11 protein-coding genes are annotated in these 12,111 nt (G+C 55.9%); 9 read left to right on the top strand and 2 right to left on the bottom strand.

Annotated elements, in window-relative coordinates:
- Positions 1-12: 12 nt before the first annotated feature.
- The gene (locus G411_RS0101850) at positions 13-453 is read right to left on the bottom strand and encodes a VOC family protein (RefSeq protein ID WP_022957466.1); all 441 of its coding nucleotides are present in this window, start codon (positions 451-453) and stop codon (positions 13-15) included.
- Positions 454-560: 107 nt separating this feature from the next.
- Between G411_RS0101850 and G411_RS0101845 the strand changes: the two genes are divergently transcribed.
- The 4 genes from G411_RS0101845 (at position 561) to G411_RS18955 (ending at position 5,660) form a co-directional block, all read left to right on the top strand.
- Complete coding sequence (locus G411_RS0101845; protein ID WP_022957465.1) at positions 561-1,019, top strand: NAD(P)H-dependent oxidoreductase; 459 nt, start codon at positions 561-563, stop codon at positions 1,017-1,019.
- Between the two features lie 419 nt (positions 1,020-1,438).
- Positions 1,439-3,934: a TonB-dependent receptor gene (locus tag G411_RS0101840; RefSeq protein WP_022957464.1), complete on the top strand. Its 2,496-nt coding sequence runs from the start codon at positions 1,439-1,441 to the stop codon at positions 3,932-3,934.
- Positions 3,935-4,082: 148 nt separating this feature from the next.
- On the top strand, positions 4,083-5,039 hold the full coding sequence (locus G411_RS18960; protein WP_022957463.1) for an XdhC family protein: 957 nt from the start codon (positions 4,083-4,085) through the stop codon (positions 5,037-5,039).
- Between the two features lie 3 nt (positions 5,040-5,042).
- Positions 5,043-5,660 (top strand): nucleotidyltransferase family protein, encoded by a 618-nt coding sequence (locus G411_RS18955; RefSeq protein ID WP_022957462.1) that lies wholly within the window; start codon positions 5,043-5,045, stop codon positions 5,658-5,660.
- Positions 5,661-5,662: 2 nt separating this feature from the next.
- On the opposite strand, the gene G411_RS0101825 is transcribed toward G411_RS18955, so the two are convergent.
- Complete coding sequence (locus G411_RS0101825) at positions 5,663-6,529, bottom strand: LysR family transcriptional regulator (protein ID WP_022957461.1); 867 nt, start codon at positions 6,527-6,529, stop codon at positions 5,663-5,665.
- 114 nt (positions 6,530-6,643) lie between these two features.
- Here G411_RS0101825 and leuC point away from each other — a divergent pair, with 114 nt between their 5' ends.
- From leuC to G411_RS0101800, 5 genes are all read left to right on the top strand, one after another.
- The gene (gene leuC / locus G411_RS0101820; protein ID WP_022957460.1) at positions 6,644-8,080 is read left to right on the top strand and encodes a 3-isopropylmalate dehydratase large subunit; all 1,437 of its coding nucleotides are present in this window, start codon (positions 6,644-6,646) and stop codon (positions 8,078-8,080) included.
- Positions 8,077-8,727, top strand: a complete 651-nt coding sequence (gene leuD, locus G411_RS0101815) for a 3-isopropylmalate dehydratase small subunit (protein WP_022957459.1) — start codon at positions 8,077-8,079, stop codon at positions 8,725-8,727. The genes leuC and leuD overlap by 4 nt, the downstream gene beginning before the upstream one ends.
- 37 nt (positions 8,728-8,764) lie before the next feature.
- Entirely contained in the window at positions 8,765-9,847 is a 1,083-nt protein-coding gene (leuB, locus tag G411_RS0101810; protein ID WP_037508598.1) for a 3-isopropylmalate dehydrogenase, read from the top strand.
- 87 nt (positions 9,848-9,934) lie between these two features.
- Positions 9,935-11,050 (top strand): aspartate-semialdehyde dehydrogenase, encoded by a 1,116-nt coding sequence (asd, locus tag G411_RS0101805; RefSeq protein ID WP_022957457.1) that lies wholly within the window; start codon positions 9,935-9,937, stop codon positions 11,048-11,050.
- Positions 11,050-12,006, top strand: coding sequence for an Asd/ArgC dimerization domain-containing protein (locus G411_RS0101800; protein ID WP_022957456.1), 957 nt, complete (start codon positions 11,050-11,052; stop codon positions 12,004-12,006). The genes asd and G411_RS0101800 overlap by 1 nt, the downstream gene beginning before the upstream one ends.
- The last annotated feature ends 105 nt before the right edge of the window (positions 12,007-12,111 follow it).

Genomic DNA, 12,111 nt, shown 5'->3' with positions numbered 1-12,111 from the left:
CCCCGGCTTAACCTACCACTCGCCGGTGTTTGGCATCGATAGCCACGGCTCTTGAGGGGGCAGAGCTTTGCCGCTTTGCAGCAGCTCAATTGAGATGTTGTCGGGGGAGCGAATAAACGCCATATGGCCGTCTCGGGGCGGGCGATTAATCGTGATGCCTGCGTCCTGAATCTTGCTGCACAGCGCGTAAATGTCATCCACCGCATAGGCCACATGACCGAAGTTACGCCCACCACTATATGTTTCCGGGTCCCAGTTGTAAGTCAGTTCCAGCGTTGGCGTTTTGCTTTCCTGGGCCGCAGTGGCATCGCCTTCTGCCGCCAGATAGACCAGCGTGAAGCGGCCTTGCTCGCTTTCATAGCGTGAGATTTCTGTCATCCCAAGTACAGTGCAGTAAAAATGTAGAGAGGCGTCGAGGTCGCTGACGCGAACCATTGTGTGAAGGTATTTCATGATGGCTCCGTGTAAAACTGGCTATCGTGATGCTGGCTTGGAGGCGAGCAATGTGGCCGCTAGCATAGCGAGTAAGGCAGTGATTTTCGATTGTTGGAGGGAGATTCGTGTCAGCTAAGCGATTATTGGTGGTGTATCACAGCCAGTCTGGACGCAATGAGCGGCTTGCCTATGCCGCCGCCGAAGCGGCACAGGAGGAAGGCACTGACGTGATGCTCAGGCGTGCGGCCGAAGCGGGTGTCCAGGATTTACTCGATAGCGATGGACTCTTGCTGTTTACCCCTGAGAACTTTGGTGCACTGCCGGGAGGGATGAAGGACTTTCTTGATCGCTGCTTTTATCCGGCGAACGCTCGCGATACCGTGCGTCCCTATGCCGTTTTTCTCTGTACCGGTAACGATGGCAGTGGCGCGATTCGTGAACTGGAAAGAATCGCGAGGGGCCTCGTTTTAAAGCCGGTCTGTGAGCCGGTGTGCTGCACAGGAGCGCCGGATGAGCAAGCGATTGCGAATGCCTGTGAGCTGGCCTCGGCAATGGCTGCTGGATTGGCGATGGGGATTTACTGATCCGCTCAGCACTATTCTTGTGATGATTAATGGCATTTCAATCGCCGCATAGGTAATTCTCACGCTGGAGGCTGTGGGATGCCGGGGTAGACTTGGCGAAAATATCGTCAATTGATCGACTTGGGCGTTTAATCGTAGAAAGCTCTTATGGGCGGCAAGACCCGAGGGCGTCTGGTCTGCAAAAAGCGAGCTATCTTTAGTGCGTCGTTGTTTCGCAGTTTTGCTATGCTAGAGGCAAGCGCGCATTATAGGGTTTATGCGCCTTTCGTATGATTGCGGATTGGTAACGATTGGTATATGTTGTCGCCGATTACATTGGGTCGTTAGCGCTTGCTGGCGGCACTTCCTAGAGGGGATGGCATCGACGGGCTGTTCGTCGGGGCTGTCATTCATAATAAATCAAGGCATCTGGAGGCCACATGACCTTGAAGAAAACTGTATCACGCTTTCGTCGGTCCGCACTCGCGGCGGCCGTGTCGGTAGCTGCAACGCCGTTGTTCGCGGCGCCTGCTCTTGAAGAGGTGATTGTTACGGCGACACTGCGTGCCGCCAGTCTGCAAGATGTTCCGGTTTCCGTAAATGCGGTCAGTGGCGAAAAAATGGCTGAGGCAGGTATTGCTAAGGTGGAAGACCTGCAAGCCTATGTGCCCAACTTGACCATGTCGGAAACGGGTATCGGTACCAACATTTATATCCGAGGCATCGGTTCTGGTATTAACCCCGGCTTTGAGCAGTCGGTCGGTATGTACTTCGATGGCGTGAGCTATGGACGTGCGCAGCTTACCCGTGCGCCGTTCCTCGATTTAGCCCGTGTCGAAGTATTGCGTGGGCCGCAGAATATTCTGTTCGGCAAGAACAGTATCGCTGGCGCCCTGAGTTTGATCTCTGCGCGTCCTGGACAAGAGTTTGAAGGCTCTGTCTCGGCAACATACGAGCCCGATTTCAATGAGCAGATTATCGACCTGATCGTGTCCGGTCCGCTGACGGATACCTTGGGAGCCCGACTGGCAATTCGCAAGCGCGATATTGATGGTCATATTGAAAACCTGACTCTCAATCGAGATGAACCGGGCCGAGATGAAGGGACTATCCGCGCAATTTTTGATTGGGCCGCGACTGACAATCTGACGGCGATGCTTAAGTTGGAGGCGGGCAAGTTCGATGTCGACGGTCGCCAGATCGAAATCATCAATGATAATCCCTCTACTTCTGATACTGCTGGTTTTACTGGCAAGACTTACGGGCAAATTCTGGACTTTACCGAAGTGGGAGTCGGCCCAATTGTGTTGGCGACGGTCGATGAAGATTCGTCCGTGCTGAACAATAAGCAGGACTTCAAGCGGTCTTCCAATGGTGATTTTAGTTACAACGATACTCAGAACATTACTCTGAATGTCGATTACTACATGGACGGCCATCAGTTCACTTTTATCACCGGGCTGTTGGCTTACGACACGGAAGAGTTGTGCGACTGTGACTTCACCGGGGCTCGAGTGTTCAGTGTCGGCGCTGAAGAGAACTACGATCAGTTCAGCCAGGAGTTTCGTTGGGTGTCCCCTGTCGGAGAGACCTTTGAATTCATCGCTGGCGGCTTTTATCAGAAGAGCGAGCTGGAGTTTTACGACAGCATCAGTGTAGACAGCGACCTTCTGCCAGACTTGCTGAACGCTGATGATCTTCAGAAAGCGGGTGGCAATGGCGAAGGGCCTCCGTTCGACTTGTCGGGTGGCCTTTTGGGCTTTACCGGCATTGGTGATGCCGGTGATGAAATTCGGGACCTCGGTACGCCGCGTAATTTCTCGACAGATACTGAGCTGTTCTCCGTGTTTCTGCAGACTACCTGGAACGCCACAGATTTGTTCCGCGCGACCTTGGGCCTTCGCTACTCCCACGAAGAGAAGGAAGGTAGCCGCCGTATGGACTTCACCCGGAACGGTGTTGTTGCTCCCGTCGGAGAGATTGATACGGTCGTGGCGAAGAATTTCTCCGCAGAGCGTCAGGATCTCAAGGGATCTCGTACCGAACAAAATCTGTCGCCATCGATTAATCTCCAGTATGACTGGAGCGACGACATGATGTTGTATGCGACCTTGTCGCGCGGCTTCAAATCCGGTGGTTACGATGCGCGTTCCAATGCTTCTCCGGAAGCGAACCTCATTCGTCCGGATAACAACACCGAAGATCTGATTCTGGTTGGTAGTTTCGAGTACGAAGAAGAGCAAGCCACCAGCTTGGAGATGGGTGCTAAAACCACACTGTTGGATGGGGCTGCCGAGCTGAATATTGCGGCATTCTATACTGAGTATGAAGACCTGCAGGTCAGTATCTTCGATGGCACTTTGGGCTTCAACGTCGGTAATGCCGGTGCGGCAACCACCATGGGGCTTGAGTTGGATGGGCGCTTGGCGCTGACCGAGCACCTGATGGTAAGCGGCGCCCTCGCATTCCTGGATTTCGAGTTTACCGAGTTTGATAACGGCCAGTGCTATCAGGGGCAGACCCCAGACTATGAAGTAAACGGTACCAATTACTGCGACTATAAAGGTAAAACTAACCAGTACGTGGCCGATTACTCAGGTAACCTAAGCTTTGCTTACAGCCGTATGGTCAGCAGTGATCTGGAGTTCCGTGGTATCACTGACTTCGTGTTCACCGGTGACTACAACTCATCTCAGAACCTTGACCCCAGCCAGGAACAGGATGGTTACGTGAAGGTGAACCTGCGTCTGTCGCTGGCTGACGTTGCTGCAGGCTGGGAAGTTGCACTGCTGGCGAAGAACCTGACCGACGAAACGGTGGTGTCTTACTCCAACGATACGCCACTGGCGAACAGTGTCTTTGAAAGCATCGGTCATTATGGCTTTATCGAGCCGCCGCGCAGCTTTGCGATTCAGGGGACTTACCGCTGGTATTAATCGCCTGTCCCCAGATATCAACGCCGCTTTATGCGGCGTTTTTTTTGCCTGCGAATGGGGAAATTAAACAGAGCTGGGCGCAGGGCACACTTTGCTTATCCCCAGCGAGCACTGCACAATATGGCCGGTTTTGGCTTGAGAATAACGAGTGAAAAATACAGATCAACGGGTACTCGCTGCGGCGGTTGATGCACTGGCTAGCGGAAGAGGTGGCTGGCTGCTGACTATCGCCGCGACCTTCGGTGCGTCGCCTCGCCCTCTGGGGTCGCTGGCATTCTTGGACAACGATGGACAGTTTACTGGCTCGTTATCCGGCGGTTGCATTGAAGATGATCTGCTGGAAAAGCTGGCGGACGGCCGCCTCGCGGCAGAGCACTGCACCTTGCAGGAGTACGGTGTGACTCCGGAGGAAAATGAGCGCTTTGGTTTGCCCTGTGGTGGGCGAATGAAGGTTTTGATCGAGCCGGTAGCGGCGGCTTCACACTTGGCTCATATGAAGGAATTGCTGCTGGCGTTGAATGCGCGGGAATGCCGTCGGCGCTGCGTTGATTTGAACAGTGGAGAGTGGCTGCTATCTGCTCCGGATCGTGTGTGTCCTCTGACCTTAACCGAGGAGATGTTGCAGCAAGATTTCGGTCCCCGCTTTCAGTTGTTATTGGTTGGGGCCAATGAGTTGGCGCGCTGTATTTCCGAGATTGCAACGGCGATGGATTATCGCGTGGTAGTTTGCGATCCCCGCGATGACCGCCGGGAGCAGTGGGTAACAGAGGGCGTCGAGTTGACCGGCCTGATGCCGGATGAAGCGGTAACAGCCTTCGCTCGAGATGCCCACAGTATTGTCATTACCCTGACGCACGACCCTCGCATCGATGACATGGCGTTAATGCAGGCCCTTCAGGAAGAGTGCTTCTACGTTGGTGCGCTGGGCTCTGAGCGTACGTCGAGTAAACGCCGAGAGCGGCTTGCGATGCTGGATTTGAGCGAAACACAGATTCAGCAGTTACATGCGCCGGTGGGTCTGGCGATTGGCAGCAAGTCGGCGATGGAAATTGCGGTTGCGGTGATGGCCGAGCTGGTGCAGCTAAGAAGCGGTGCGGGTGGCTGAGCGGTGGCGATACCGATATTTCTGCTCGCTGCAGGGCTGAGTCAGCGTTTTGGTGAGGCGGATAAACGCTTAGCCGAACTTCGGCCTGGCTGCTCAATGTTGGCGGCGATGCAACGACGCGCGGCGCGTGCCGGCCTCGATGTGAATACCATATTGCGAGATACCGATCGACATCTTGTGCTTGGAGAGACGTCTATCGGCCGCTGCTGGTATGCCACTCGTGCTCATCAAGGTATGGGGAGTTCGCTGGCGGAGGGCTTGGCTCAATGGCTAGCTGCGCAAGGGGCGGGTGGGAACACGCCATTACCCGATGCGCTGTTGGTGATGCCGGCAGATTTGCCGCTGTTACGGATCTCAACCGTAGCCGCGGTCTCGCAGGCGGCGGCAAGCGATTGTATAGTTCGACCGCGTTGTGCGGGAAAGACCGGGCATCCGGTGGCCTTTGGTCGGCAATTTTGGCCGGAGCTTCTGGCGCTGGACGGAGAGTTTGGTGCCCGGGCATTGATACAGGCGAATGCCGAGCGGCTGAATGACGTTGACGTACAGGATGAAGGAATCTACCTGGACGCGGATACCCCTGAGCAGTTTGAGCAACTTAAAGCACGCCTGCAGCGTTTTTGACTTCAGGGGCTGGGTAGCAGGTCGATAAATGCTTCGGCGGCGTTCGATAAGCTGCGCTTGCGATGGTGGACGCAGCCCAGCGTGCGGTGCAAGTCCACGCCTTCCAACGACAGGGCGGTCACACTACTGTCCAGCAAGGTATGCGGCAGAATACTCCAGCCCAGGCCGATGCTGACCATCACCTTGATCGTCTCAAGATAATTGGTGGACATGCCAATTTCCATTTCCAGTCCGGCATCATCAAATAACTGTTTGATAATCTGCCCGGTATAGGTGTTTAGGCCCGGAGGAATGGCGATGTGCTGGCTGAGCATCGCAATATTCACTTGTCGTGCGTCAGCCAGAGGGTGATCGTTGGAGACCGCGACAGTCAGGCTGTCTTCCCATACGGGAATAAAACTCAGGTTTTCCTCCTGGCTGGGTGAGAGGGTAATCACGGCCAGGTCCATTTCGCCCTGCAGAATCCGCTGGTGAGCCAGCTCTGAATCCATAAAATCGATATCGAGTTGCACGGCAGGGTAGCGTCGGGTGAATTCCCGCAATACCGGCGGTAGGCGATGCAGGCCAATATGGTGGCTGATGCCCATGGTCAGGCGTCCGGCCACGGTGCCGCGAAGGTCGTTGATCTGGCGGCGGGCATTGCGCAGTTCCTGCAAGACCCGCTGGGCAATAGGCAGCAGGGAGCGGCCCGCTTCGGTTAGGTGCACATGGCGACCGATTCGGTCAAAGAGCCGGCAGTCCAGCTGTTTTTCCAGAGTGGCGATACGTTTGCTCACCGCAGGCTGCGTGAGGTGAAGCTTCTCTGCTGCCTCTGAGAAGGACTGCAATTCGGCTACGCTCAGGAACGCTGTTAAGGCTTGAGTGTCCATGCTGTCATCTTATCTATTCCATTTTGGAATTCAAATAATGAAAATTATGAATTTGTTTTATTTTTGGTCGCTGCGTAAAATTGCGCCATCAGCAAAACGTCAGGGGGACGATTTATGGCCGCACAAACGCTTTACGACAAGTTATGGGCCGCGCATCTGGTAAAAGAGCGCGATGACGGCACCGCGTTGATCTACATTGATCGTCAACTGGTCCACGAAGTGACGTCGCCGCAGGCCTTCGAGGGATTGCGTCTGGCAGGTCGCCGTCCCTGGCGGACCGGTGCTAACCTCGCAACGCCCGACCACAATGTCCCCACCGTTACCGCGGAACGCAGCGGCGGTGTGGCGGGCATTCAAGATGAAGTGTCACGCATTCAGGTGAAAACCCTCGACGAGAACTGCGATGAGTTCGGTATTACCGAGTTTTCCATCAACGACGAGCGACAAGGGATTGTTCACGTGGTGGGGCCTGAGCAGGGCGCTACACTGCCGGGGATGACCGTTGTGTGTGGCGATTCCCATACAGCGACTCACGGTGCCTTGGGCGCGTTGGCTCATGGCATCGGTACGTCTGAAGTGGAGCATGTGCTGGCGACCCAGTGCCTTATTCAGAAGAAAAGTAAAAATATGTTGGTACGCGTCGATGGTGAACTCGGCCCCGGCGTTACCGCAAAAGATGTCGTACTGGCGGTAATCGGCAAAATCGGCACCGCAGGTGGTACTGGCTATGCGATCGAGTTTGGCGGTGAGGTAATTCGCAATATGTCCATGGAAGGTCGTATGACGATCTGCAATATGGCCATTGAAGCCGGGGCGCGCGTCGGCATGGTTGCCGTAGACGATATCACCATTGATTACGTGAAAGGTCGCCCCTATGCGCCCAACGAATCTGAGTGGGACCAGGCGGTGGCGTTCTGGAAAACCCTGCACAGTGATGACGGTGCGCATTTTGACGCAGTTATTGAACTTGATGGCGCCAGTATCGAGCCGCAGGTGACCTGGGGGACCAGTCCGGAAATGGTGGCGCCGGTGAATGCCAAGGTGCCTTCTCCCGACGATTTTAATGATCCGGTCAAGCGATCTGCGTGTGAGCGTGCGCTGAGCTATATGGGCTTGAATGCCGGGCAGTCGATCACGGATATCCAGCTTGATCGCGTTTTTATTGGTTCCTGTACCAATTCGCGTATTGAAGATCTGCGCGCGGCTGCCGAGGTGGTCAAGGGTAAAAAAGTCGCGTCGACCCTCAAGGAAGCGCTGGTGGTTCCCGGTAGTGGACTGGTGAAAAAGCAGGCCGAGGCGGAAGGTCTCGACAAGATCTTTACTGAAGCCGGTCTGCAGTGGCGCGAGCCGGGTTGCTCCATGTGTCTGGCGATGAATGCCGACAAGCTGGGGCAGGGCGAGCATTGCGCATCTACGTCCAACCGCAACTTTGAAGGACGTCAGGGCTTCGGTGGTCGCACCCATCTGGTAAGCCCGGCGATGGCGGCAGCAGCGGCGATCGCCGGCCATTTTGTTGATGTGCGCGACTGGAATGGAGGAGAGCAGGCATGAAAGCATTTACGCAGTTAGATGGCTTGGCGGCACCGATGGATCGCGCCAATGTCGATACCGACATGATTATCCCCAAGCAGTTTCTCAAGTCGATCAAGCGCAGCGGCTTTGGTCCCAACCTGTTTGATGAGCTTCGCTACCTCGATGAGGGCCAGCCCGGGCAGGATTGTACAGGCCGTCCGCTGAACAGCGATTTCCCGCTGAACCAGCCTCGTTATCAGGGTGCTTCGATTCTGCTGGCTCGCGAAAACTTCGGCTGTGGTTCCAGTCGCGAGCACGCCCCATGGGCGCTGGAAGATTATGGTTTTCGCTGTATTATCGCGCCGAGCTTTGCGGATATTTTCTTCAACAACTGTTTCAAGAACGGCATTCTGCCTATCGTTTTGCCAGCAGAGACAGTCGATGCACTGTTCAAGGCCATGTATGCCGAGGAAGGCTATCGTCTGACGATTGACCTGCCTGCGCAGTGTATCCGTACGCCGGACGGCCAAGAGATTGCCTTCGAGGTTGATGCCTTCCGCAAGCACTGCCTGATTAACGGTTTGGATGATATCGGCCTGACGTTGCAGGATGCCGATGACATCCGTGAATTTGAAAAGGCCTGGCAGCAAAAGTCGCCCTGGCTGTTCCGAGAGCACTCGGCATAAACCCCGTATTTTTGAAAGGAAAATCAAGGTGTCTGAAATGACTGCACGCAAGGTTCTGATGCTGGCTGGTGATGGTATCGGCCCGGAAATTATGGCGGAAGCCCGCAAAGTGCTGGAAGCGATCAATGAGCGTCAGCAACTCAATCTGGAATTGGATGAAGCTCTGCTGGGCGGCGCGGCGATTGACGCGGTGGGCAAAGCACTGCCCGACGAAACCTTTGCCAAGTGTGAAGCCGCTGATGCGATTCTTCTCGGCGCGGTAGGCGGGCCGAAATGGGACAGCCTGCCCCCCGCGGAGCGCCCTGAAAAAGGCGGCTTGCTGGAGATCCGTAAGCGTTTGGATCTGTTTGGCAATCTGCGCCCGGCGATCCTCTATCCGCAGCTCGCCGATGCGTCCTCGCTGAAGCCCGAGCTGGTTGCTGGTTTGGATATTCTGATCGTCCGTGAATTAACCGGCGGCATTTACTTCGGTCAGCCACGAGGTATTCGCGAACTGGAGAACGGTGAACGCGAAGGCTTTAACACCTACGTGTACGATGAATCACAGATTCGTCGTATCGCCAAAGTGGCGTTCGAGCTGGCGCAGAAGCGCGGCGGCCGCCTGTGCAGTGTCGACAAAGCCAATGTGCTTGAAGTGACTATGCTGTGGCGGGAAGTGGTTGAGGAAATGGCCAAGGATTACCCGGATGTCGAACTGAGCCACATGTACGTGGACAATGCGGCGATGCAGCTGATTCGCGCGCCCAAGCAGTTTGACGTGATGGTCACCGGCAATATGTTTGGCGACATTCTTTCTGACGCAGCGGCAATGCTCACGGGATCTATCGGTATGCTCCCCTCGGCATCGCTGGATGTGAATGGTCGCGGTATGTATGAGCCCTGTCACGGCAGTGCGCCAGATATCGCCGGGCAGGGTATTGCCAATCCGCTGGCGACGATTCTGTCGGTGGCGATGATGCTGCGTTACTCCTTGTCTGAGCCCGAGGCCGCTCAGGCGATTGAAGATGCGGTCAGCCGTGTACTGGATCAGGGGCTGCGCACCGCCGATATCTATTCAGAAGGCTGCAAAAAAGTGAGCACAGCAGAGATGGGTGATGCTGTTCTGGCGGCGTTGGGCTAAGCCTGAGTCGTGTTCAACATCCCGCGCACGGCGCGGGCAATGCCATGGGCGCTAGGCGCCCCTCATTAAGGCAAGAGGAGAACGAATATGAAAGTAGGATTTGTAGGTTGGCGCGGCATGGTCGGCTCGGTGCTGATGGGTCGCATGCTGGACGAAAACGATTTTGACGGTATTGAGCCGCAGTTTTTCACCACCTCGAACGTGGGTGGTCAGGGGCCCGATATCGGCCGTGAAACGGCACCGTTGAAAGATGCCCATGATATTTCTGCGCTGGCGGAAATGGACGCGATTATTTCCTGCCAGGGTGGCGATTACACCAAGGCCGTGTTCGCCGATCTGCGCGCCAGCGGCTGGCAGGGCTACTGGATCGATGCGGCATCGTCGCTGCGCATGGCCGATGACGCGATCATCGTCCTTGACCCGGTCAACCTTGATGTGGTGAAAGATGGCTTGCAGCGCGGTGTGAAGAACTACATCGGCGGTAACTGCACCGTCAGCCTGATGCTGATGGCGATCGGCGGCCTGTTCCGCGAAGGTCTGGTGGAGTGGGTCAGTGCCCAGACCTATCAGGCGGCCAGTGGTGCCGGTGCCAAAAATATGCGCGAGCTGATCAGCCAAATGGGCGCCATTCGCGATGCTGTGGCCCCGGAACTGGCGGACGCGCGCAGCAATATCCTCGATATCGACCGCAAAGTGGCCGAGGCCATGCGTGCTGATGCTTTCCCGACGAATGAGTTTGGTCACGCACTGGCGGGCAGTCTGCTGCCGTGGATTGATACTCAGTTGGAAAATGGTCAGAGCCGAGAAGAGTGGAAAGGGCAGGCCGAGACCAACAAGATTCTGGGTCGCAGTGAGTCCCCCATCGCGATTGACGGCACCTGTGTGCGCATCGGTGCGATGCGTTGCCACAGTCAGGCGCTGACCATCAAGCTGAATAAAGAGGTGGCAATGAGCGATGTAGAGCAGATCATTGCCAGTGCCAATGACTGGGTGGACGTGGTGCCGAATGACCGCGACGAAACCCTGAAGCGTCTCACGCCGACCGCCGTGACCGGCACATTGGGTGTTCCTGTCGGTCGTCTGCGCAAGCTGAATATGGGCAGCCAGTATCTGTCCGCCTTTACGGTGGGCGACCAGTTGCTGTGGGGCGCTGCCGAGCCGCTGCGTCGCATGTTGCGTATTATTCGCGGCGATATTGCCTGATGACTTCACTGGCGATTATTGCGGGCGACAGTCTGGCGCTTGATCAACTGCTGGAAGCACTGTCGGATTCGGCGGTAGTGGATACCGTAAAGCTGTTCAGTGCTTCAGCTGATGACTACGAGCCAGCGATGTATGCAGGCAGACCTCTGGATGTTCGGTCGCTGGATGCGCTGGACCCGGCGGCGTTCAGCTTCTTGCTGCTGATGCCGGGAACCCACCAGCCCGATATGATCGAGCGCGCTGAGGCATCTGCGTGTTGCGTGCTGGATGCCAGTGATGTGCTGGCCCAGCGCGACGACGTGCCCTTGTTTGCAGGTGGCGCTCTGGATCGCGATGCTCGCGTATTGGCGATTGCCGATGCGGTAAGTGCTCATGTGGCAGCGGTGCTGGCCGTTGTGCCGGGCATTCGTCGCGTCGATCTGGCCGTTGCTCAGCCAGTGTCCTCGGCCGGTCAGACAGCAGTAAATGCGCTGGCGGCAGAGAGCGCGAGACTGCTCAACGGCCAGGGGCTCGAAGAATCGGCCTTGGGTGCTCAGATCGCCTTCAATGTCCTGCCTCTGTCGGCGGATGTCAGCGCCGAGATTGAACACAATCTTGGCCGCTTGCTCAGCAGCACAGAGCAGAGTGTGGAAGTGAGCTGCCAATCGATGCTGGCGCCGGTATTTTACGGGCACTGTGTGATGCTTCGTGTAGCGTGCGATGCACCGGTAGTGCTGTCTGAATTGCGGGCGACCTTGTTGGCCGATGAGCGTTTCCGTCTCTTTCCCGGAGATGATGGTGAGCTGGCGAGTCCGGCCGGTTTGGCCGAGAGCGAGGGTATCGATATCAGCAATCTGACCCTTGATCGCCAAAGTGACACGGTTTTTCGTTGTGCGATAGTTGCCGACAATTTACGCAAAGGTGTGGTACTTAACACTATTGCTGCGCTCAAAATCTTGATAAAAAGCGACACATAGCTAATATTTACGCTTATTATCCGAGAACAATTCTAGAAAATCGGCGCCCATGGTTTGCGGCTCTTGCTGCGGACAATTCGGAATACCCGCCACCACAGCCCGGTT

This window comes from Spongiibacter tropicus DSM 19543, assembly GCF_000420325.1.
Lineage (GTDB): Bacteria > Pseudomonadota > Gammaproteobacteria > Pseudomonadales > Spongiibacteraceae > Spongiibacter > Spongiibacter tropicus.
Note: the sequence above shows the minus strand (reverse complement) of the source record. Positions and strands in the feature narration are given on the sequence as shown.